The organism is Nocardiopsis chromatogenes YIM 90109 (assembly GCF_000341185.1).
GTDB classification, from domain to species: Bacteria; Actinomycetota; Actinomycetes; order Streptosporangiales; family Streptosporangiaceae; genus Nocardiopsis_A; species Nocardiopsis_A chromatogenes.
In genome coordinates this window covers 21674-43241 of sequence record NZ_ANBH01000277.1, presented here as the reverse complement: position 1 = coordinate 43241, position 21568 = coordinate 21674, and the positions used below count along the sequence as shown (strand labels likewise).

Below are 21568 nucleotides of genomic sequence, written 5' to 3'. Positions count from 1 at the left end.
GAAGGGATACGGCCATGAGCAACCTGCCCATGGACAGGTCCACCGGGTACATCTCCGTGGACGAGCTGGTCGAGCTCGCCGAACCCCCGGCGGGCTTCGCCGGCGGCGACGCCCAGGCCCAAAGCACGCCCGCCATCAGCGCCACGGTGGCCTCGGCGACCGCCATCAGCGCCGCGATGGGCGACAACTGCCCCAGCACTGCCTGCACCAGCCGCTGCGCGGGCACCTGACCCGACCGGCACACCACTCGCGCCCCGGTGCGTCCGCGCCGGGGCGCCCTCCTCCGCCCGCCGGGGCGCCCACCGTGCCTCCGTCCGCCCCGGCGGGCGCCCCGGCCGCGCCGCGCCTCCACCGGCGCGGCCGCGCACCACGTCCCCTGGAGGTCTCCATGTCCGATGCCGCCGCCCGGCGCGCGCCCGCCGGGACCGCGCCCGCCGAGACGGAGCGCGTCATCGATGAGCTCATCGCCGCCAAGAGCGGCGTGTTCGGCCGTTTCCACCGGCCCGTCCTCGACGCGTGCGCGGAGCGGCTCGTGCTGTGCCGGGCGGCCGCCGACGGCCGCGTCGCACTCGTCCGTTCCGTCCTGGGCAGCGTGCTGGACGGCCTGCACTGGATCGGGATCCGCTCGCTGGTCACCGCCTTCCACGCGGCCCGCGCCGAGGAGGAACCGGCACCCGGCTACGTCGCGTTCCACGACCGGGTCGGCAGCGATGAGGGGCGCCGCCGCATCCTGGACGCCTTCCCCGAGCTGGAGCGGCTCCTGGAGCTGTTCGCCCGCAGGCGCATGGACCTGGCGGAGGCCGTGCTCGCGGCCGCCGACGAGGACGGCGGCCTGCTGCGCGAACGCTTCGGCACCGCCGGTCCGGTCGTCGCGGTGGAGCCGGGCGCGGGCGACAGCCACCGCCGAGGCGCCACCGTGTGCTTCGTGACGTGGGAGAACGGCACCACCCTGGTGTACAAGCCGCAGGCGCGCACCGCGCTGCGCATCCTGCAGGCCGTGCGCGGGGCCGCCGATCCCGGCGGGGACTTCTTCGGGCCGCTGTGCCCGGACACCCTGGAACGGGACGACCATCTGTGGCAGGCGCGGGCCGTCTACTCCGAACCGGCCGACGAGCGGCAGGCGGCCCTGTACTTCCGCAGGTTCGGCCGCTGCGCCGCGCTGCTGAGCATGTTCGGGACCGGGGACCTGCACCACGAGAACGTCATCGCCACCGCCGACGGCCCGGTCCTCATCGACCTGGAGACCCTGGTCGGCCTGCCGAACCCGTCCTCGGCCGCCGCGGACACCGAGGGTGCCCCGCAGGCCGCCGACGTCGAGGCCTCCGTCCTCAACACACTGATGTTCCCGGTGCGCTACACCGGCGAGATCCTCGACATCGACTTCTCCGCCCTCGGCAGCGTGCGCACCGACCATTCGAAGCGACTGGAGTCGTTCGCGATCGTCGACGCGGGCACCGACGACATCAGGTTCGACACGGCCCCGGTCGTCGCGGTGCGCGGCGACAACGTGGCCCGCATCGGCGGAGAACAGCTCGACCCCCGCCTCTGGGAGGACGAGCTGGTCACCGGTTTCGAGGAGGGGCGCGCCCGGCTGCGCACGGTCCGGGAGACGGCCGTGGAGGCGGTGCGCACCACGGACGGCTGGTCGGTACGCCAGCTCGTCCGGCCGACCTTCGTGTACTACCGCTTCCTGGAGGCCTCGACCCACCCCGCCCACCTGGCCGGGCGCGCCGACCGGCTGGACCTGCTCGACCGGCTGCCCAGGCGCCACCGCGGCCTGCGCCGCAGCGTCGCCGAGGAGGTCTGCTCCGAGGAGGCCCACGCCATGCTCGGCCTGGACACCCCCTTCTTCGAGGTGGAGTGCGACTCCACGGCGCTGCTGTGCAACGGCGGCGAGGAAGTGCCCGGCGCCGTGGTGCGCACGCCGCGGGAGGCCGCCCTCGACAACATCGAGGCGTTCTTCGCCCGCCCGGAGCGGCGGGACCCGAGCTACATCCGCTTCGGTTTGGCCACCTCCACCGATGATCCCTGGACCGACCGCCCTGCCCAGGCGCCCGCGGCCGGACCTGCCGCCGCACGGACGTCTCCGCTGACCGACCCCGGCGAGCTGGTCCGCACCATCGACGACCTCGCCCTCGGCGCCCCGGAGCGCCCGACCTGGCTGATGCCGCGCCTGCAGGGCAACGACCTGCGCCTCGACGTCCTCTACCCGTCCCTCTACGAGAGCGGCGGGCTCCTGCTCACCCTGGCCCGGCTGCGCGCCGCCGATGGCACCGAGAGGCCCGGCGGTGTCGACTCCGCGGCCGCCCTGCGCACGGCCCTGCCCCGAGAACTCCCCTCCGCCGCCGCGCCTCTGGGCCTGTCCCCGTTCACGGGGGCCCTGTCCATGCGGGCGGTGGCCCTGGACCTGGGCGGGACCGAGGACGCCGCGCCGGCGGTCACCCTGGAGGCGGAGACCTCCGCCGACCCCGAGGCGCTCACCGCCGACGACCTCGACTACCTCAACGGGCTCGGCGGCTACCTCGTCCACCTCGCCGAGTACGACGACCCTGGCGCTCCGCGCCTGCCCGGGTACGGCCCCGAGGACCTCGTCCGGCGCCTGGTCGAGGTCGACGGCCCACCCGGTGAGCACAGCGGCGAGCACCAAGGGGAGCTGGGCCTGGCGCACGGCCGGTTCGGCCGGGTGGCGGCGCTGAGCGCGGGCATCACCGCGGGCGCCGACCCCGACGGGCGCGCGCGGGAGCACCTGGAGGCGCTCACCGGCGCCTACCTGCGGTACCGCTGGCGCGACGACGTGCTGGACACCCCCGACGACGCGGCGGGGTGGTGCAAGGGCTACGCCGGTATCGCCTTCGCCCTGGCCAAGGCCCTGGCGGTGCTCGGCCGCACGCCGCGGGAGATCCACGACGCGATCGGCGAGGAGGCCGAGCGCGCGGCCCACGGGCCCATCACCGGTGACATCAGCATGTGCCACGGTGCGGCCGGACGGATCGCCGTGCTGGCCTGGCTCGCCGACCGCCTGGACTGGCCCGAGGCCCGCACCTGGGCCAAGGAGCTGGAATCGCGGTTCCTCGACCGCCACGCCGACGGCGGATGGCGCTGCGGCGTCGGGGCCACCACGGCCCTGCCCTCCTTCATGGTGGGCCTTTCCGGCTGGCACTACGCCCGGCTCATGCTGCAGGACCCGGCCGTCCGGCTGCCGCGCTGCCTGGGAGGGCGCTGATGGGGCGCGCTCGCCGGGTCCGGGAGGTCCAGCAATTCGCCCAGACCGAGTGCGGCCTGTGCTGTATCGCGATGGTGCTCTCGGCGCACGGCTCGCACGGCACGGTGGCGGCCCTGCGGCGCGCCTACGAGACCGGCCGCGACGGGTTGTCCATGCACGACGTCGTGGACATCCTGCGCGGGTACAGGATGCGGGTGCGCACGTTCCGGGCGGGGCGGGACCGGATGCCCGAGCTGGCCCTGCCGCTGATCGCCTACTGGGACGACAGCCACCTCGTCGTGGTCGAGCGCATCGGACGCCACGGCATCACCGTGGTCGACCCCGCTGGAGGCAGGCGCCGCTACTCCTTCGAGGAGTTCGACGAGCACTACAGCGGCGTCGTGCTGGAGGCCGTGCCCGCAGAGGGCTACGTCCCGGTCCGCCACCGCGAACCGAGCATGTGGTGGACGTTCCTGCGCACCGCCGCGGGCGCCAAGTGGCTGCTGTCCGGCGCGTTCGCGGTCTCGCTGGTGCTGTACGCGTTCACCCTCGCCGTGCCCCTCGCGGTGCAGTTCGCCATCAACAGCCGCGGCGCCTTCATCGAGCAGACCCCGGCGGCCCTGCTCGCGGTGGCGTTCCTGGTACCGATGGCGCTGCACTTCGCGTTCTCGGCGCTGCGGGCGCTGTGCCTGGCCTCGGTCATCCGCCGCCTGGGCGAGGCCATGATGGGGCAGACCTTCCGCAAGCTGCTGAGCCTGCCCTACAAGTACTTCTCCAGCCGCTCCCAGGGCGAGCTGGTGTACCGGCTGTCGAGCATCGCCGCGGTACGGGACATGATCTCCAACCAGGTGGCGGCGACGCTCCTGGACATCGGCAGCCTCGCCGTCGCCCTGACCTACATCTTCCTGCGGTCGCCGCTGCTGGGCGCGGTGGTGGTGGCGGTGATGGCACTGATGGCCGCCATCGCCGTGGCCTCCTACCGTCCGGTCCGCTCCACGACCGACCGCGAGATCGGCGCGACGGCCGAGTCCAGCGCGATCCAGATGGAGGCGATGGCGGCCATCGAGACGCTGAAGGTCTCCGGTATGTCCGACTCCTTCTTCGCCGACTGGCGCAAGGTGTACGCCGGGGCGATGCGCCACACCTGGCGCAGGATCGTGCTGCAGGGGATGGCGACCAGCGGCTACGCGGCCCTGCAGACCTTCGGGCCGCTGTTGGTGCTGGGGCTCGGGCTGTGGCTGGTGGCGGGCGGGCGCCTGGACATCGGCTCGGCCGTGGCCGTGCAGAGCCTGACCGCCACCGGGCTGGCGACGGTGATGTCGCTGACCTCGGTGTTCAACCAGCTCATCACGGCCAATGCCCAGGTGTCGCGGATCGGCGACATCGTGCACCAGCCCGACGGCGAGGCGGTGTTCGGGGACCGGCCGCACGAGGTTCGCGGGGACGTGTCGGTCCGGGACCTGCGGTTCACCTACCCGGGCGGGCGCACGCCGGTGCTGGAGGGCGTGTCGTTCGAGGCTCCCGCGGGCTCGTGCGTGGCCGTCGTCGGCGGGACCGGGTCGGGCAAGAGCACCCTCGGCAAGCTCCTGATGGGGCTCTACCCGGCCCAGAGCGGCGAGATCGCGTTCGACGGGGTGCCCATCGGCGCGATCTCCGCGGAGTCGTTCTACCGGGCCGTGGCCTACGTGCCCCAGGAGATCGTGCTGAGCAACCGCAGCATCGCCGACAACATCCGCTTCGGGCTGCCCGACCTGACCCTGGACGGGGTCCGGGCGGCGGCCGTCCGCGCCGACCTCGACGAGGACGTCCAGGCGATGTCTTTGGGCTACCACACCCAGGTCCGTGAGATGGGGAACACGCTCTCGGGCGGGCAGCGCCAGCGGATCGCGATCGCCCGGGCGCTGGCCCGCGACCCGCGGGTGCTGGTGCTGGACGAGGCCACCAACGCGCTGGACACGGTGACCGAGTCGCGGATCGCGTCCACCCTCGACGCCCTTCGGTGCACCCGGATCATCATCGCGCACCGCCTGTCGACCATCGCCGCCGCCGACCTCGTCGTGGTCCTGGACAAGGGGCGGGTCGTCCAGATCGGCGCCCACGAGGAGCTGATGGCCTCCTCCGGCAAGTACGCCGACCTGGTCCGCTCCCAGGAGGTGCTGGGCAGGGTGTGAGGTGCACCGGTCCGGCCGCCCCCCTGCCTCGGGGAGGCGGCCGGACCGGCCACCACCGCCTACCGTCCGACTCCGGTCGCGTGGTCGAGGCGCCAGAGGAGGTCGCCCTCCACGCGGGACAGGCGCCAGCCCTCAGGGGTGCGGACCGCCTCCATCCGGTACTCCTCGCCTACGGTGAATTCGGGGGCCTCCCCCTCCCGGCAGAACACCGCGATCTGCTGGGCGCCGAGCACGGCGCGGTCGCCTTCGACCTCCACCAGCGGGTTGGTCGTCAGGTGGTGCGTGCGCGCGAACGGGCCGTGGCTGCGCGCGGCCAGCCCGGCGACGCGGTCCGCGCCCTGCACCTCGCCGGAGCCGACGACGACCACGGCGTCCTCGGTGAAGACGCTCCGCACGTCGTCGAAGCGCTTGTCGTCCAGCCACCGGCCGTGCCGGGAGAGCAGGTCGGTGATCTCGGCGCGGTCCGCGAGGCGGGCCACGGTGTCCTCCGCGGCGTCCCCGCCGCCCTTTTCATTGGTCACACCAACGTTCATGGCGGCGACCGTACACGAATTCGTTGGTGCTGCCAACAGTCGGCTAGGATTCCCGCATGACCGCCCGACCCGCCGCACAGCCCCCCGAACGGCTGCGCCGCCTGCCCAGCCGCCTGCTCACCCGCACGGCCGCCCAGGTCCAGCGCCTGGTGGCCGAAGGGCTCGGGGAGTACCGCACCCACCACTACGCGCTGATGGCCGCCGCGGCCGAGCTCGGTCCGGCCAGCCAGGCCGCGCTGGGGCAGGCCTGCGGGATGGACCGCAGCGACGTCGTGGCGGCCCTGGACGACCTGACCGCGCGAGGGCTGGTGCGCCGCGCCCCCGACCCCGCCGACCGGCGCCGCAACACGGTCGTCCTCACCGGCGACGGCGAACGGGCCCTGCACGAGCTGGACGCGCGTGTGCAGGAGGTCCAACAGCGGGCGTTCTCGCCGCTCACCCCGGACGAGCGGGCCGTGCTGGCCGACCTCCTGGCCCGGGTGAACCGGCACCACGCCGAAGCGGAATGACGCCCTCTCGGGTCCCGTTCCGGAGCGCGCACCCCGGCCCACCAGGGGCCGGGACGCGCGGGGCCTCACTCCTCGGCGGTGCACCAGTACTGCAGGGTGGCCTCACCGCTGTGGACGTACGACAGGCCGGTGAACCCGTGGCCGCCGCTGAACGCGATGTCCTGCACGGCCGGGGTGCCGAGCTGGTACAGGTCGCGCGCGATGCGGTCCCCGGTGGCATCGGTGACGTCTACGGAGATCATGCGGCCTTCGGGCGCCTCGCCGATGTACCTCAGCGCGATGCTCATCTCCTCGAACTCGGCGGTGTCCTCGGCACCGGCCATATCGTCGGTGCGTTCGGCCTCCAGGGTGGCGTCCTCCTGCCCGGCGCCGGTGTCGCCGGCCCGGTAGTTCGCTTCGCACACCACCCGTGAGGGCAGGTCGGCGCCGTCCCCTTGGGCTCCCTGGTTCCCCGAGGCGCCTTGCGCCCCTTGTGCGGCGCCGCACCCCGCGGCGGCCGCCGCCAGGGCCCCGGCTCCCGCGAGGACGGCCGCCCCATGACCCTTCATCTCGATCTCCTCCCGACGCACGTGCGGTCACTGCGGTGGGATGGGGGCGTTACAGGCTACGCGGTACGCGCAGGGTGGCGATCTCGAAGGGGCGCAGCGACAGGTGCCACCCGTCGCCGTCGGGGACCGGTTCGGCGGCGCCCTCCAGCGGGCGTTCGAGCAGGTCGACCCGGGCGGGCCTGCCCGCGTCGAAGCCGAACCCCACCCGGGTGGACGCCCGCGCGCCCCGGGCTTCGTACAGGCGCACCACCACGTCGCCGGAGCGGTCGTCGGCGAGTTTGACCGCCTCCACGACCACGCCTTCATCCTCCACGCGCACCAGCGGCGCGACCGACCCGCCCCGCGCGGCGGTGCGCTCGGGGAGGTTGATGCGGTACCCCTCGCGGACCGCGTCGGCCACGGCCGCGCCGGGCACCAGCGCGTAGCCGAACCGGTGGACGCCGTGGTCGGTGCGCGGGTCGGGGAAGCGCGGCGCCCGCAGCAGCGACAGCCGCACCGCCGTGGTCGTGCCGCCGTCGCCGCGCACGTCCCGCGTCACGTCGTGGCCGTAGGTGGAGTCGTTGACCAGCGCGTGCCCGTAGTCGGGTTCGGCCACCCGGATCCACCGGTGCGCGCAGGTCTCGAACCGGGCCGCGTCCCAGGAGGTGTTGGTGTGCGCGGGGCGGCGCACGTGCCCGAACTGGATCTCCGAGGCCGCCTCGTCGGCGCGCACGTCCAGCGGGAAGGCCGCCTTGAGGAACTTCTCGGCCTCGCGCCAGTCCACCTCCGTCTCCATGTCCACCCGCGCCGCCCCCGGGCGCAGCACGGTGCGCTGGACGGCCGTGGACGAGCCGAAGCTCCGCCGGGCGGTCACCGCCCACGCCCCGCCGTCCAGCGGCTCGGCGGAAACGTCGTCGGCACCGTCCAGGTCGGTGACGGTGTTGCGGTAGAAGGAGTCCACGTCCCAGGCGTCCCACATGTTCGGGAAGTCGGGGTGGATCTGCAGCAGGTTGCCGCGCCCGCCCGGCGCCAGCGCCTCGCGCCCCCGCCCGCCGTCCGCGCCCAGGTCGACGACCGACCGCAGCAGCCCGTCCGGGCCGACGACGGCCCGCACCAGGCCGTTGTCGAGCACGTGCGCGTCCCCGTCGAGGGTGTGGCGCACGGCCCCGCCGGTGTCCTGGGCCCGGGTCGCCGGGCCCGCGCCCAAGGCGGGGACGCCGTCGCGCTCGTGCGGGCAGGCGTTGAAGACCGCGGGCGCCCCGGCCTCGGGGCCCCCGGGGCCGGGGGCGGCGTCGAGCAGGGCCGCCTGGGCGCCGCCGACGACCTCCTCCAGCTCGCGGGCGATCCCCTCGTAGGTCTCGGCCGCCTCCCGGTGCACCCAGGCGATGGAGGTGCCGGGCAGGATGTCGTGGAACTGGTGCAGCAGCACCCGCTTCCAGATCCCCTCCAGCCGCTCGTAGGGGTAGGCCGCCCCCGCGCGCACCGCCGCCGTGGCCGCCCACAGCTCGGCCTCGCGCAGCAGGTGCTCGCTGCGCCGGTTGCCCTGCTTGGTGCGGGCCTGGCTGGTGTAGGTGGCCCGGTGCAGCTCCAGGTNCGCCCCCCCAGCCACACCGGCGGGTCCGGGTAGTCCTCGCGGGCGGCGGCGAAGAAGGCGTCGGGCCGCTCCAGGCGCACCCGCGGCGAGCCCTCCAGGTCGGCCAGCCGGTCGGCGCGCCCCAGCATCTCCCGGGTGGGCCCGCCCCCGCCGTCGCCCCAGCCGAACGGCACCAGCGACCGGCTCGCCCCGCCCTTGTCGCGGAAGTTGCGCACCGCGTGCGCCAGCTCCCGGCCCGACAGGTCGGAGTTGTAGGTGTCCACCGGCGGGAAGTGGGTGAACACCCGGGTCCCGTCGATGCCCTCCCACTGGAAGGTGTGGTGCGGGAAGGGGTTGGTGCGGTTCCAGGAGATCTTCTGGGTCAGGAACCACTCGGCCCCGGCCAGGCGCACGATCTGCGGCAGCGCCGCCGAGTAGCCGAAGGAGTCGGGCAGCCACACCTCCTTGGTGTCCACCCCGAACTCCTCGGCGAAGAACCGCTTGCCGAACACGAACTGGCGGGCCATGGCCTCCCCTCCGGGCATGTTGGTGTCGGCCTCCACCCACATGCCGCCCACCGGGACGAACCTGCCCTCGGCCGCCTTCTCCTTGACCCTGGAGTACACCTCGGGCCGGTGCTCCTTGATCCAGGCGAGCTGCTGGGCCTGCGACATGGCGAACACCAGGCCCGGGTGGTCGTCCATGAGCGCGGTGACGTTGGCGGCGGTGCGCGCCACCTTGCGCACGGTCTCGCGCAGCGGCCACAGCCACGCCGAGTCGATGTGGGCGTGCCCGACCGCCGAGACGCGGTGCGCCCCCTCCCCGGCCGGGGAGGCCAGCACCGGGGCGAGCACCCGGCGGGCGCCCTGCGCGGTGCCCGGCACGTCCTGCAGGTCGACGGCGTCGAGCGCGCGCTCCAGGGCGCGCAGCACCTCCCAGCGGCGCGGGGCCCCCTCGGGCAGTTCGCGCATCATCTGGTCGAGCACCTCGATGTCGTGCACCAGGTGCCACACCTCGTGGTCCAGGACGGCCAGGTCGACCGATTCGACGCGGTACAGCGGGCGGCCGTGGGCGGTGAGCCGGTCGCCCAGCTCGGTGGGCCGGAACGGGGGCACCCCCAGCACGACGGGGTTGGCGGCGGCCTCCACGAAGTACTCCACCGGCTGCCCCGCCCGCGCCGAATCGGCCACGCGCAGCCACCGGTTGCGCGGGCTGAGCCCTTTCACCACCGCGCCGTCGGCGGTGTAGGCCAGGCCCTCGCACTGGAAGCCGGGCATGCGCTCGTCGAAGCCCAGGTCGACGACGGCCTCCACGGTGCGCCCGGCCCACTCCCCGGGCACCCGGCCGCGCAGCCGGAACCAGGTGGTCGCCCAGGGCGGGCCCCACGGCTCGCCCGTCTCGGCGGGGCGGTAGGGGGCGGCCAGGCCCTCGGCCACGGGGACGGGCTCGCCGGGGGCGTCCCAGCGGGCGACCTCCATGGGTGCCCGCTCCGGGTACACGGCGGGGCGGATGCGCTCTTCGAGGACGCGCGCGACGCGGTCCTCCACCAGTTGCCGGTCGTCGTGCATTCTGCCTCTCTCTCGGGCCGGGGCCGGTCAGGGGGCGCGGCGGGTGCGCCGGTCACCACCGGTGGCGGAGCACCGCGGCGGCCGACCGCCCGTAGTCATGCCCGACGGCGGTGATCTCCAGCCGTGCGTACCTCTCGCCGCCGCGCCGCCGCAGCTCACGGACGTGGAAGGCGGGGGTGGCGGTGGCGCCGAGCAGCACGGGGCCCTCCGGGGCGGCGTGGAGGAGCTCGTAGTGGCGGGCGCCGCGCGCCGGGTTCCAGCGCAGCCGCAGTTCGGCCGCGTCCTCGCCGGTGGCCCGGGCGTCCTCCACGCGCGCGTCCGTGGGCGGAGGCGGCGGGGCGGCGCCGTCGCCGGTGATGCACAGCAGGCCCAGCCGCCACACCGCGCCGTCGTCCGGGGTGTCCGCGTTCCCGGGGTCCTCGGCGCGCAGGCGGAGGGTGAGCGTGCCCGGCCCAGTGCCCTCGGGGATGCGGACCCGGGTGCGCCGCCACGGGCCTCCGGCGCCCTCGCCCCCTCGGGCGTCGGGCCACCGCCCGCCGATGCCCGCGTCGACGGCCACGCCCGCGCCCCGGTAGACCAGCTCCACCGTTACCGGTCCGGTGTCGGGCAGCGCCAGCGGGTACAGCTCGACGTCGGTCGGCTCGGTGCCGATGCCGCTCACTTTCAGACACGATCCGCCGTGGTAGGGCTCGGCGAAGTCGAACTCCACCCGGGCCGTGTCTCCGCCTGTCGGCCAGCGCCGGGGCGGAAGCACGTCCTGCACGCCCAAGTGGCTCCACTCCCCTTCGGACAGCACGCTCCCCTCGACGGCGTAGCGCAGCCCGTGGCCGGTGTTGAAGGCCGTGGCGAACGGCGGCGCGATCTCGGGCGCCCGCGTGTCCACGTGGGCGGACACGCCCGGCCAGACCCCCTCGCCCGTGTGCCACATCCGCTGCTCGCGGCGGTGGAACTCCTCCGGCCCGGCGTCCTCGGGCAGGGAGGTGTGCGTCCATTCGGGCCGGTAGAAGCCGATGGACACCTTCCCGTCCGGGTCGGCCCCGAACAGCGCGTCCCAGTCGACGCGGGTGCCGGTGCCGTTCGCCTCCAGGTCCACTCCGGCCCACAGCTCATAGGGGTCGCGCCCCAGACCCCGCGCGCGCTCGGCGGAATCGGCGAGCCCCCGGGCAGTCCAGTCGAAGTTGAGGAACATCGTGTGGGCGACGGGCCCGTCGGCGTCGTGGAAGAACGGTTCGTTGGCGTCGTCCAGGCGGTTGCGCCAGTCGATGCCGCCGTCGACCGTCATGGAGTCGTACCAGGTGATGCGCAGCGGCGCGGCCGCCCTCAGGTGCTTGAGGAACCCCCGCATGTCCTCGGCCAGCGCGCGGTCGCCGCCTCCGGTCTCGGCGTTAATGAACCAGCCGTCGAATCCGTAGGCGGTGGCGACCTCGGCGAGCTTGTCGGCGACGGGATATCCGCCCATGGCGTCGCGCTGGACCAGCTCCCTGGTCCAGCGCAGGTCGCCGCCGTAGGCGGCGGGCGGGAGGAACACCGTGCCCAGCACGGGCACGCCGTTGCGGTGCGCCGCATCGACGACGGGGGCGTTGGGCGCCAGGATCAGCCCCTCGAACGAGGAGCCGCCCCAGAACACCAGCTCCTCCACCAGGGCCCAGTCGGTGAAGGCGTAGTAGCGCGCGTCGGGCGCGCCCTGGCTGGGGTTGCCGGAGGTGGGGGTGAAGGAGACGAGCGACTGCACGCGCGCGCCGGTGGACGGCGGCCGGTCGGCCAGGGGGACAGTGGAGGTGTTATAGGGCAGGTCGGGGTCGTCCTCGGGCACATAGTCCAGCAGGCTCCGCCAGACCACGCCCGGGTCGGGCTCGCCGTCGGGGACCGACTCGGGGAACCAGTAGGCCGCCTGCGGGCCGAAGGCGTCGGTCCGCTCGGCCCTCTCGGTCGGCGCGGTCGGTATGGGCGCCGCCGAAGCGGCGCGGCCGGGGACGGCGGTCGCCAGGGCGGCCGCCGGTACGCCCGCCAGCACCGCGCGGCGGGATGGAGGGATCGGAGGGATGGGGCGGGGGATCATCGGGTTCCTCCACGGACCTCGTCGGGGTCGACGACCTCGGTGATGCCGCGTTCGCTCAGGTAGGCCGCGTCGTCGGCGCGGTCCTCGCGCACCAGCGCCGCCCGCACCCCCTCCCCCGCCAGACGGGCCCAGGCCTCGAACACGCTCCCCCCGGGCGCGAACTGGGCCCGGCGCGGCGCATCCTGCGGGTCGGGTCCGGGGTCGAAGCGCACCGCGGTACGGCGTACGGGCGGCTCGGGCGGGTGCTCCCGCAGCTCGCCGACCACCCGGGCCAGGCGGCGGCCGAGCGGCTTGGCCTCGCGGTCGGCGGTCATCAGCCCCAGGCCGTACTCGTGCTTGGGGAAGTCGGCCAGGGACCGGTCCACGTCGTGCGAGCACCACCAGGTGACGCCCCACGTCGCGGCGGAGGAGACGGCGTTGCGCACGGTGGCCTCGGCGAAGTCGGGCGCGCGGTCGGCGGGCACGTACGGGGCGGGCGCGCCGACCTCCTGCACCCACACCGGGCGGCGCGGGTCGGCGGCCCAGGCGGTGGCCAACTCCACCATGTACTCGGCGTGGTGTCCGGAGGCCGCCCCGTCCGGGCCGTGCCGCTGGGCGGTGCCGTTGAACACCCACGAGTGCACGGTGGTGGCCGGGCCCAGGCCGACCGCGTGGGCGGGGGTGAAGGGGTGGTGGTCGCGGTACCAGGCGGCGTCGTACTCGGAGTGCAGGTGCATGCGCCCGGGGGCGGCGTCCTCGCAGGCCTTGAGCAGGCGCTCGATCCAGGCGCCCGCGCCCGCCGGGTCGACCCGGTCGGGGTCGGGGTGCGGGTCGCCGGAGAACTGGTCGAACTCGTTGCCCAGGGTCATGCCCAGGAAGTTGGGGCACTGGTGCAGGGCGGCGGCCAGGGTGCGCAGGTAGGCCTCGGTGCCCTCGGCCACCTCGGGATCGGTGAACAGGTTGCGGCGGTGCCAGGTGCGCGTCCAGGCGGGCAGGAAGTCGAAGCTGGACAGGTGGCCCTGCAGCGCGTCGGCGGCCACGTCCAGACCGCACTCCCCGGCGATCTCGGCCAGGCGCACGAGCTGTTCGACGGCGCGCGGGCGGATGAGCGCCCGGTTGGGCTGGAAGAGCGGCCACAGGGCGAACACGCGTACGTGGTCCAGGCCCAGGGCGGCGACGGACTCCAGGTCGGCGCGGACCTGGTCCTCGTCGAAGTCGAGCCAGTGGTGGAACCAGCCGCGGGTGGGGGTGTAGTTGGCTCCGAACCTGAGTCGGGTCATCCTTTGACGGCCCCTTCGTTGACGCCTCGGAAGAAGTAGCGCTGCAGGGAGAAGAAGAGGGCGATCAGCGGTGCGACGGCGATGATCGTCCCGGCGGCGATGAGCCGCTGGTCCCCCACGAAGGTCCCGCGCAGGTACTCCAGCCCCACGTTGAAGGCTCCCCCGTCTGAAAGCAGGAAACTCCCGCCTCCATGGCGTTCACGGGGATTCACGGCTCAGGCAGCCGCCCGGGCCGGCGGCCCGGACGGTCTTAGGCCCTCGACACCGTCCGGGGTCCAACCCGCCCGGACCAGCATCACACGCGCGGAGTTCTTGCCCCTGGGGGACACCGCCCCGCACGCGGTGCAGGCATAAGTTCGCTCGGAAAGGGGGAGTGCGTGCTTGGTTCTCGCTCCGCACGAGGCACACTCCATCGTGGTGTGCCCGGGGTGCACCAGGCGCACCTCGCGCCCGTGCTTGCGGCCCATCTCCACCAGCGCCGCCCTGGTCGCGCCGATCGCGGCGTCGGCCGCCTTGCGGGCCACGGTCGACCTCGCCAGGAACTTCGGCTTGAAGTCCTCCACCGCGATCCGGTCGTGGTCGGCCGCGACGCGCTTGGCCCACTTGCGGCCGGTGTCCTGGCGCTGGCGCGCGACCTTCTTGTGCAGTTTCGCGGCCAGGCGGGCGGCCTTGCGGTAGCCCCTGGACTGGGCTCTGCCTTTGGGTCGGCGGCGTCGGGCCATCATCCGCTGGTACTTGCCGAGTCTGGCCGCCGATCTCCTGCCGTGCTGGGGGTGGGGCAGGTCGTGGGCGTCGCTGGTGGTGGTCGCGACCTCTTTGACACCCCAGTCGACGCCGATCGTCCGGCCGGTGTCCGGGAGCGGCTCCACGGCCGCGGGCACGACGAACGAGGCGTACCAGTGCCCCAATGCATCGCGGTAGATCCGAACCGACGACGAGTCGCCGGGCAGGTCGCGCGACCACACCACCCGGACCGTAATACCCCCGGCCAGGTGCAACCTGCCGCCCTTGAGCCGGAAGCCTTGGCGCGTGTAGTTCAGCGTCGGATCGGCATGGTCACGCTTTTTGAACCGGGGCATGCCCGCACGCCGGTGCACGGGCAGCCGGGCCCTGATGTCCTTGAGGGCCTTGGCCCGCGACTTGGCGAAGTCACGGACGGTCTGCTGCTGCGGCACCGAGGCGCCCTTGCGCAGCCACTGCTTCGCCCGGCGCCAGCCGGTCAGCATCCTGTCCAGCCGCGCCGGGCCGCACTCCTCACGGGCCCTGTGCGCGGCCTTGGAGGCGGCCACGCACTGGTTCCACACCCAACGGCACCGCCCCCACTCTTCGAGAAGGGAGCGCCGCGCGGTGTTCGACACGCGCAGACGGTAGGTGTACCGGACGTGACCGGCACCTTCGGCAGCCTTCGCCGTCGCCTGCTCTTCCATGGCCGCCAACCTAACGGGCAGGTACGACATTCGCGGGAGCAGCACCAGCGGCGGCACCACGCCCAGCACGTACAGGCCGCCGTTGCGCAGGGCGAGCCAGAAGCGGTGGTCCTCGACCATGCGGGCGAAGTTGTCGGTGCCGGTGAAGGTGCCCGGGGTCAGGGTGCGGGCGTCGGTGAAGGCCAGCAGGACGGTGTTGGCGAAGGGGTAGAGGGAGAAGGCGACGGCGGCGGCGAGCGCGGGCGCCAGGAACAGCCACGGGGTGGCCGCCCCCTGCATGCGCGGCGCCCGCCGCCGGGCGGCGGGCGCCAGGGTGCTCACCCCTCCTCCAGCAGGGCGTTGCAGCGTTCGACCGCGTCGTCCAGGGCCTATTGCGGGCTCTTGTCCCCGCGCATGGCCAGGGCGATCTCGTCGCGCAGCAGGTTCTGCATCTGGTCGCCGAAGACGACCGGGGTGTAGCTGGTGGCCGACTCCAGCTGCGCGGCGGCGGCCACCCGCACCCGGCCCTCGTCGGTGCCGTCCTCCTCGGTGAAGTAGGGGTCGTCCAGGGAGCCCTGGGTGCTGGGGAAGATCTGCACCTCGTGGGCGAAGGCCTCCTGGTTGGGGGCGTTGGTGACGAACTCGGCGAAGGCGGCGGCGGTGGCGGGCTCCTCGCTCTTCGCCGAGACCGCGAGCCCTTGCAGGTACATGTGGGCGCGGCCGGTGTTGGTGATGACCTCGGTGATGCCGACGTTCTCGTACAGGTCGGGGGCGTTGGTGCGGAAGTTCTCCAGGTCGTAGGCGCTGCCGGGGGCCCAGGCGATGGCGCCGCTCATGAACTGCTCCCCGGCCCCGGTGTAGTCCTGCGTGAGGGACTCTGGCACCAGCGCGCCGGCGTCGTAGAGCTCTTTGTACCGCTCGACCATCACCACGCCGGCGACGTCGTTGAAAGTGAAGCGGGTGCCGTCCTCGTTCATGGCCTGCGAGCCGTACAGGCCCAGGTCGATGATGCCGGGGGTCTGGCCGAGCATGGCGGTCTCGCCGCCGGTGGCCTCGGCCATCTCCAATGCCTGGTCGAACAGCTCGTCGTAGGTGGTGGGCGGGGAGTCGGGGTCGAGCCCGGCCTCCTCGAAGAGGGCGCGGTTGTAGAACACCGGGCCGGTATTGAGGTACCAGGGGTAGGCGTAGGTGCCGTCGCGGCCGGGGATGGTGAAGCCCTCCCAGGCGTCGGCGGTGTAGGCGTCGGCCGCGCCGGGGCGGGCCTCGTCCAGGTCGAGCACCATGTCGGCCTCGGCCAGGGGGTGGACCAGGTCGGGGGCGACGTTGACGACGTCGGGCAGGGTCCCGGCGGCGGCGTCGGCGCTGAGCTTGTCGGCGTAGCCCTCGGCGGGCTGGTCGAGCCAGCGGACCCGCGCGCCGGGGTTGGCCTGCTCGAACTCCTCGATGACGCCGGTGAAGAACTCTTCGTATTCGGCCTTGAGGTTCCAGGTCTGGAAGGTGATGGCGCCGTCGGCGGGCCCGTCGACCGGGCCGCCCTGTGCGGCGCCGCCGGTGCCGGGTGCGGCCAGTCCGCATCCGGAGGCGGTGAGCGCCACGGCGGCCAGGGCCGCCGCCGCGCGTGCGGCAGGGGTGCGCATGGAACGGTCTCCTCGGCTTTATAAACCGCTTTAGTTCCTCGCTGCCGATGAGCGTCCCCCACGGCGTGATCCGCGTCAATACCACCTGCGGCGGTTTTTCCAGGCGCTGCGCGTGTAGGATCACCGGAAGTCGCTGAACCGGTTCATAAACCCGCCCGCCGCCGGGCGGGAAAGGAGGGCGGGGTGCGACGCCCCACCATCGCCGACATCGCCCGCAGGGCCGGGGTGTCCCAGGCCGCGGTCTCCTTCGCGCTCAACGGCCGCCCCGGCGTCTCGGAGGCCACCCGGGAGCGCATCCTGGCCGCCGCCGACGCCCTGGGCTGGCAGCCCAACACCGCCGCCCGGTCGCTGTCGGCCGCCGCCGCCGGGGCGGTGGGGCTGGCCGTGGCGCGCCCCGCCCGCACCCTGGGGGTCGAGCCGTTCTTCATGCAGCTGATCTCCGGGATCCAGGCCGAACTGAGCGAGCGCGGCCACGCCCTTCTGCTGGACCTGGTCGAGGACGTGCACGCCGAGGCGGCGGTGCACCGCCGCTGGTGGGCCGAGCGGCGGGTGGACGGGGTGCTGCTGGTGGACCTGCGCACCGGCGACCCCCGCCCGGAGGTGCTGCGCGAGATCGGCATGCCCGCGGTGCTGGCGGGCGGGCCCGACCCCACCGGCGCGGTGCCGGGGGTGTGGGTCGACGACGCGCGCGCGATGACCGCGGTCGTGGAGCACCTGCACGGCCTTGGGCACGAGCGCCTGGCGCACGTGTCGGGGCCGCCGGGGATGGCGCACAGCGCCCACCGCGCCGAGGCGTTCGCGGCGGCGGCGGGGACCGGTGCGGCGCGCGCGGCCACCGACTTCAGCGACGCCGAGGGGGCGGTGGCCACCCGGGGGCTGCTGCGGCGGCGCCCGCGGCCCACCGCGATCGTCTACGACAACGACGTGATGGCGGTGGCGGGGCTGTCGGCCGCCCGGCAGGCGGGGCTGTCGGTGCCCGGAGACCTGTCGGTGGTGGCGTGGGAGGATTCGGCCCTGTGCCGCCTGACCCACCCGACGCTGACCGCGCTGTCCCGGGACGCCTTCCGCTTCGGCGCGGCGGCCGCCGCCCGCCTGCTGGACCTGGTCCGGCACGGCCCGGGCGGCGCTGCCGTCGGCGACACCGAGTTCGAGCTGCCCGAGCTGGTGGTGCGCGAGAGCACCGCGCCACCCCGCCCGAACGGAGGATGATGGACCCCACCCCCGAACACACCTCCCCCGCCGTCCCCGGCGCCGACCCCGCCTGGCTGGCGGCCGAGGAGGGGCGCGTGGCCGACTTCGCCCGCCCGGCGGCCCTGCCCGAGGGGGGCTTCGGCTGGCTGGACGAGGCCGGGCGCCCCGTGCCCGGAGGCACCGCCCACACCTGGATCACCTGCCGGATGACGCACGTGTTCTCCCTGGCGCACCTGCGCGGGGACGGCGGGGCCGCCGCGCTCGCCGACCACGGTGTGGCGGCGCTGCGCGGGCGGCTGCGCGACGCCGGGCACGGCGGCTGGTTCGCCTCCTCGGAGCCGGGCGAGGGCGCCAAGGGCGCCTATGAGCACGCGTTCGTCGTGCTGGCCGCCTCCAGCGCCGCGCAGGCGGGCCGCCCCGGCGCCGACGACCTCCTGGCCGAGGCGCTGGGGGTGGTCGAGGACCGCTTCTTCGACCCGGCCGAGGGCCTGTGCGTGGAGGGCTGGGACCGGGCCTGGCGGGAGTGCGAGGCCTACCGGGGCGCCAACAGCAACATGCACATGGTGGAGGCGTTCCTGGCGGCGGCCGACGCCACCGGGGGCCGGGTGTGGCGCGAGCGGGCGCTGGGCATCGCCGACCGGCTGATCCGGGGCGAGACCGCCGCGAACGGGTGGCGACTGCCCGAGCACTTCACCCCGGAGTGGGCGCGGGACCTGGACTACAACCGGGATACGCCGGGCGACCCGTTCCGGCCCTACGGCACGACGGTGGGCCACTGGCTGGAGTGGGCGCGCCTGCTGGTGAACCTGGAGTCGGCGCTGGGCCCGCAGGCCCCGGCGTGGCTGCTGGAGGACGCCCGGCGCCTGTTCGGGCTGGCCTGCGAGCACGGGTGGGCGGTCGACGGCTCCGACGGGTTCGTCTACACCCTGGACTGGCAGGACCGGCCGGTGGTGCGCGAGCGGATGCACTGGGTGGCGGCCGAGGCGACGGCGGCGGCCGCGGTGCTGTGGGCGCGCACCGGCGAGGAGGGGTACGCCGAGCGGTACGGCAGGTGGTGGGGCTTCATCCGGGAGCACCACCTGGACGGGGTGCACGGCGGGTGGCACCACGAGCTGGCGCCGGACGGGTCCCCGTCCTCGACGGTGTGGCGGGGCAAGCCGGACGCCTACCACGCCTACCAGGCGGTGCTCATCCCCCGTCTTGCGCTGTCGGGATCGGTGGCCGGCGCGGTGGCGGCCGAGGCGGGCGCGTCCCCGGCAGGCGGCTGACGCCGCCTCCCCCGGGACGGGCGCCCTTGCGCAGGACGTAGGGGATCACCTCGGGTGGCGTCCACTGGAGTGGGGGGACTTCCGGCTGTGGCGGCCGCCTCGGGCGAGGGCCGAAGGCGGCCGGTCGCGTCCACTGGGGTGGTGTCGCTCCTGTCCGCCCGGGGCGGCGCGGCATCCGCGCCGACGGGCGGGCCTCGTCGGCCGCCGGGCGCGCCGAGCAGCCCGGGCCCTGCGCCGGACGGTCGAAGGCCGCCCGGCGCAGGACGTTCGCGGCCGCGAAAGGCTCCACCGCTCCAGCGGACGCGGCCAGGCGGTCGGCCGAGGGACGGGGCGCCGGTCCGGACGCCGACGCAGCGGCACGGCCAACCCGGCCCCGCGACGACCGTACCGGCCTGGACGGAGGAATCTCCGCGGACATGGACCGGCCCCCCGGGCCGCTCGGGTCCCCGCCCCGGTGCGGTCGGGGCGGGGACCTCGGGACGGCGCCCGAGGCGCCGGGGCCGCACCGCGGCTCAGGACGTGAAGTCGAGGACGAAGTCGAAGGCGGCGGCCTTGCCCGCCCCGTCGGCGCGGACGTCCATCAGCAGGCGGGGGTCGAAGATGAGGTCGGTGCCGTTGCGGGGCTCGCCCGGAAAGTAGAGCTGGGTGGTCAGCACCGGCCGGGACGGTGCCTGCACCTTCACGTGGATGTGCCGGGTGCGGCCCGGGTAGAGGCCGGGGACGATGGTGGACAGCGTGTACGCGCCGTCGGCACCGGTGTACTGGTGGCCCCGGTACCGGTACCCGACGTTGTCGTAGGCGCCGTAGTAGTCGGCCTGCCAGAAGTCGAGCAGGGCCCCGGCCACGGGGCGGCAGTCGCGGGTGAAGACGAACCCGGCCGCGGCCAGTGCCATGCCGGGGGCGCCGGGCACGGTCAGGTCACCGGTGCGCGGCGAGTTCGGCTTGAAGTAGGGGCCCTCGGTCTGCGGTGGCGTGGGGTCGTCGCCGTCGTCGCAGGCCGGGGTGGGGGCGAGCATGCGGTCGCCGACCCGGTCGCGGGCCAGGGCGGGCGCGGCCCCGGCGGCGCCGAGCACGGCGCCGGTGGCCAGGGCGGCCTTGAGCATCGTCTTGCGGGTGGGGGTGCTGTCGGCCACGGTGGGCTCCTCCTGCGGGTGGGGAGGGGGACGGAAGAGGGGTCCGGGGTCCGGCCGGAGGCCCCTCGGGAGCCCCGAGACTACGCCGCGTCACCTCCCGTGTGCGATGGACGTTCCGCGGGCGGCGTTGTGCTTGCCGCGGGGCCCGTGCCGGCGCGGGCCGCGTCGCGGAAGGCGCCGGGGGTGGTGCCGGTCTCGCGGCGGAAGAAGCGGCAGAAGTAGGCGGGGTCGGCGAACCCGGAGGCGCGGGCCACGGCGGCGACGGTGAGGCGGGTGCAGGCCAGCAGGCGTTTGGCCTCCAGCAGGCGGGCCTGGCGCAGCAGGGCACCGGGGGTGCGGCCGGTGGCGCGTTTGACGGCCTCGCCCAGGTGGCCGGGGGTGACGCCGAGGGTGTCGGCGATGCGCCCGACGGTGGCGCGCGGGTCCAGCGCGGTGGGCCCCTCCAGCGCGTCGAGGTAGCGCCCGGCCAGGCCGGTGGCGGACTCGGGCGCGTCCTCACCGGCCGCGTCGGAGGCGGGCGGCCGGGTTCGGGGCCCGGCTCCGGGCAGCCGGGCGGCGCGTACCAGCAGGACGTGCAGCAGCGCGCGCACGACCGTGGCCATGCCGGGACGGCGTTCGACGAACTCGCGGGCGATCTCGGTGACGACGGCGGCGGCCTCGGTGTGCTCGCGGGGCCCGAGCGCGGTCCAGGTGTGCTCGGCTGCCAGGCGGCGCAGCAGGTCGCGGTCGTCGGGGCGGTCGAGCAGGAAGGCGTCCTCCAGCAGGAGCACGTACCCGTCCAGGCCATGGGCGCCCTGCCAGTGGTGGACCTGCCCGGCGGCCAGGACCCCCAGGTTGGGCGGGGTGATGGGCAGCGGACGGGTGTCGACGACGTGCAGGCCGGTTCCGGAGGTGACGAGCACGATCTCATGGAAGGTGTGCCGGTGGGGGTAGTCGGCCCGGGAGAGGGGGCCGATGGTGTCGAAGGTCCCCACGGCGAAGGGCAGCAGGTGGGGCGAGGGGACCTCCAGCCGGTGCAGTTCCAGTGCGGGGTGGGCGGCCATGGGGGCGCCTCCTGGGGGGAGGGGGCTGCGGGAGGGGAAAGCCTAGTCCGCGCGGCTCCGGGCCGACACGGGGAGGACACATTGCCCGCCGCGGTTCCCGGCGGGAAGGCCGCCCAATGGTCGGTACAGGACTCGACGGCACGGCCGTCCTGGTCGCTGAGGGGGCGCGAGGTGGCAAGGCACCGACGAGAAGAGGACGACGGCCCAATCCGCAGCGTGGTCGACAGCCCGGCGTGTGCGTGGTCGCCCTTGACGGCGGCGACGGCAAGAGCGGGGCGGTCTCCCCGCCCTACCGGCCGTCCGGCGGGCCCCTCGCGGTCCGGGTGGGTGGCGCGGCCAGGGTGGCGGGTGGTCCTGTGTGTTCGTGGCGTCCGCCAGGCCGGTGCGCCCTTGTCGGTGTTGATCTCGACGGAAGTGCTGTCATTCCGGCGCCGGTATCGACAGCACGCTCGTCGAGACCATCGCAAAGGAGCCTGCATTCCGGGGCAT

The 21568-nt window shown here is 74.5% G+C and carries 15 protein-coding genes and 1 pseudogene; 6 read left to right on the top strand and 10 right to left on the bottom strand.

All coding sequences use genetic code 11. The annotated features are described in order from the left end of the window. Nucleotides 1-14: 14 nt before the first annotated feature. The 3 genes from D476_RS0125355 (at nucleotide 15) to D476_RS0125345 (ending at nucleotide 5373) form a co-directional block, all read left to right on the top strand. Nucleotides 15-230 carry a class II lanthipeptide, LchA2/BrtA2 family gene (locus D476_RS0125355; protein WP_017626720.1) on the top strand — a complete coding sequence of 72 codons (216 nt, stop codon included), beginning with the start codon at nucleotides 15-17 and terminating at the stop codon, nucleotides 228-230. 158 nt (nucleotides 231-388) lie between these two features. After that, nucleotides 389-3223, top strand: a complete 2835-nt coding sequence (gene lanM / locus D476_RS0125350; RefSeq protein WP_017626719.1) for a type 2 lanthipeptide synthetase LanM — start codon at nucleotides 389-391, stop codon at nucleotides 3221-3223. Beyond that, nucleotides 3223-5373 (top strand): peptidase domain-containing ABC transporter, encoded by a 2151-nt coding sequence (locus tag D476_RS0125345; protein WP_017626718.1) that lies wholly within the window; start codon nucleotides 3223-3225, stop codon nucleotides 5371-5373. Before lanM ends, D476_RS0125345 begins: the two co-directional genes overlap by 1 nt. 59 nt (nucleotides 5374-5432) lie before the next feature. Here the strand turns inward: D476_RS0125345 and D476_RS0125340 are convergent, their stop codons facing one another. Beyond that, nucleotides 5433-5906 (bottom strand): nuclear transport factor 2 family protein, encoded by a 474-nt coding sequence (locus tag D476_RS0125340; RefSeq protein ID WP_239648824.1) that lies wholly within the window; start codon nucleotides 5904-5906, stop codon nucleotides 5433-5435. Between the two features lie 56 nt (nucleotides 5907-5962). Between D476_RS0125340 and D476_RS0125335 the strand changes: the two genes are divergently transcribed. After that, nucleotides 5963-6415 (top strand): MarR family winged helix-turn-helix transcriptional regulator, encoded by a 453-nt coding sequence (locus D476_RS0125335; RefSeq protein WP_017626716.1) that lies wholly within the window; start codon nucleotides 5963-5965, stop codon nucleotides 6413-6415. A 65-nt stretch (nucleotides 6416-6480) separates the two neighbouring features. On the opposite strand, the gene D476_RS0125330 is transcribed toward D476_RS0125335, so the two are convergent. The 7 genes and pseudogenes from D476_RS0125330 to D476_RS34505 form a co-directional block, all read right to left on the bottom strand. Next, on the bottom strand, nucleotides 6481-6963 hold the full coding sequence (locus D476_RS0125330) for a hypothetical protein (protein ID WP_017626715.1): 483 nt from the start codon (nucleotides 6961-6963) through the stop codon (nucleotides 6481-6483). Nucleotides 6964-7012: 49 nt separating this feature from the next. Then, nucleotides 7013-10083, bottom strand: a pseudogene (locus D476_RS34510) (alpha-mannosidase). A gap of 52 nt (nucleotides 10084-10135) precedes the next feature. Beyond that, complete coding sequence (locus D476_RS0125320; RefSeq protein WP_017626711.1) at nucleotides 10136-12142, bottom strand: endo-beta-N-acetylglucosaminidase; 2007 nt, start codon at nucleotides 12140-12142, stop codon at nucleotides 10136-10138. Next, the gene (locus D476_RS0125315) at nucleotides 12139-13401 is read right to left on the bottom strand and encodes a glycoside hydrolase 5 family protein (RefSeq protein ID WP_017626710.1); all 1263 of its coding nucleotides are present in this window, start codon (nucleotides 13399-13401) and stop codon (nucleotides 12139-12141) included. The genes D476_RS0125320 and D476_RS0125315 overlap by 4 nt, the downstream gene beginning before the upstream one ends. Further along, nucleotides 13398-13550: a hypothetical protein gene (locus D476_RS38285; protein WP_017626709.1), complete on the bottom strand. Its 153-nt coding sequence runs from the start codon at nucleotides 13548-13550 to the stop codon at nucleotides 13398-13400. Before D476_RS38285 ends, D476_RS0125315 begins: the two co-directional genes overlap by 4 nt. A 66-nt stretch (nucleotides 13551-13616) precedes the next feature. Then, nucleotides 13617-15149, bottom strand: a complete 1533-nt coding sequence (locus D476_RS0125305; protein WP_017626708.1) for an RNA-guided endonuclease TnpB family protein — start codon at nucleotides 15147-15149, stop codon at nucleotides 13617-13619. A 47-nt stretch (nucleotides 15150-15196) separates the two neighbouring features. Continuing rightward, entirely contained in the window at nucleotides 15197-16444 is a 1248-nt protein-coding gene (locus D476_RS34505; protein WP_017626707.1) for an ABC transporter substrate-binding protein, read from the bottom strand. Between the two features lie 183 nt (nucleotides 16445-16627). Between D476_RS34505 and D476_RS0125295 the strand changes: the two genes are divergently transcribed. Next, nucleotides 16628-17653 (top strand): LacI family DNA-binding transcriptional regulator, encoded by a 1026-nt coding sequence (locus D476_RS0125295; protein WP_017626706.1) that lies wholly within the window; start codon nucleotides 16628-16630, stop codon nucleotides 17651-17653. Continuing rightward, on the top strand, nucleotides 17653-18903 hold the full coding sequence (locus D476_RS0125290; protein WP_017626705.1) for an AGE family epimerase/isomerase: 1251 nt from the start codon (nucleotides 17653-17655) through the stop codon (nucleotides 18901-18903). Before D476_RS0125295 ends, D476_RS0125290 begins: the two co-directional genes overlap by 1 nt. Before the next feature lie 512 nt (nucleotides 18904-19415). Here the strand turns inward: D476_RS0125290 and D476_RS0125285 are convergent. Then, a complete protein-coding gene (locus tag D476_RS0125285; protein ID WP_017626704.1) occupies nucleotides 19416-20036 on the bottom strand; it encodes a dioxygenase family protein in 621 nt (206 codons plus the stop codon). 80 nt (nucleotides 20037-20116) lie between these two features. After that, a complete protein-coding gene (locus tag D476_RS0125280; protein WP_017626703.1) occupies nucleotides 20117-21079 on the bottom strand; it encodes an AraC family transcriptional regulator in 963 nt (320 codons plus the stop codon). Nucleotides 21080-21568 lie beyond the last annotated feature (489 nt).

What these genes read in the sequence shown, in the direction of transcription:
- D476_RS0125340 (WP_239648824.1), bottom strand. Translation starts at nt 5,906, where the DNA reads ATGAACGTTGGTGTGACCAATGAAAAGGGCGGCGGGGACGCCGCGGAG.
- D476_RS34505 (WP_017626707.1), bottom strand. Translation starts at nt 16,444, where the DNA reads ATGCGCACCCCTGCCGCACGCGCGGCGGCGGCCCTGGCCGCCGTGGCG.
- D476_RS0125355 (WP_017626720.1), top strand. Translation starts at nt 15, where the DNA reads ATGAGCAACCTGCCCATGGACAGGTCCACCGGGTACATCTCCGTGGAC.
- D476_RS0125290 (WP_017626705.1), top strand. Translation starts at nt 17,653, where the DNA reads ATGGACCCCACCCCCGAACACACCTCCCCCGCCGTCCCCGGCGCCGAC.
- D476_RS0125335 (WP_017626716.1), top strand. Translation starts at nt 5,963, where the DNA reads ATGACCGCCCGACCCGCCGCACAGCCCCCCGAACGGCTGCGCCGCCTG.
- D476_RS0125345 (WP_017626718.1), top strand. Translation starts at nt 3,223, where the DNA reads ATGGGGCGCGCTCGCCGGGTCCGGGAGGTCCAGCAATTCGCCCAGACC.
- D476_RS0125320 (WP_017626711.1), bottom strand. Translation starts at nt 12,142, where the DNA reads ATGATCCCCCGCCCCATCCCTCCGATCCCTCCATCCCGCCGCGCGGTG.
- D476_RS0125315 (WP_017626710.1), bottom strand. Translation starts at nt 13,401, where the DNA reads ATGACCCGACTCAGGTTCGGAGCCAACTACACCCCCACCCGCGGCTGG.
- D476_RS0125280 (WP_017626703.1), bottom strand. Translation starts at nt 21,079, where the DNA reads ATGGCCGCCCACCCCGCACTGGAACTGCACCGGCTGGAGGTCCCCTCG.
- D476_RS0125330 (WP_017626715.1), bottom strand. Translation starts at nt 6,963, where the DNA reads ATGAAGGGTCATGGGGCGGCCGTCCTCGCGGGAGCCGGGGCCCTGGCG.
- lanM (WP_017626719.1), top strand. Translation starts at nt 389, where the DNA reads ATGTCCGATGCCGCCGCCCGGCGCGCGCCCGCCGGGACCGCGCCCGCC.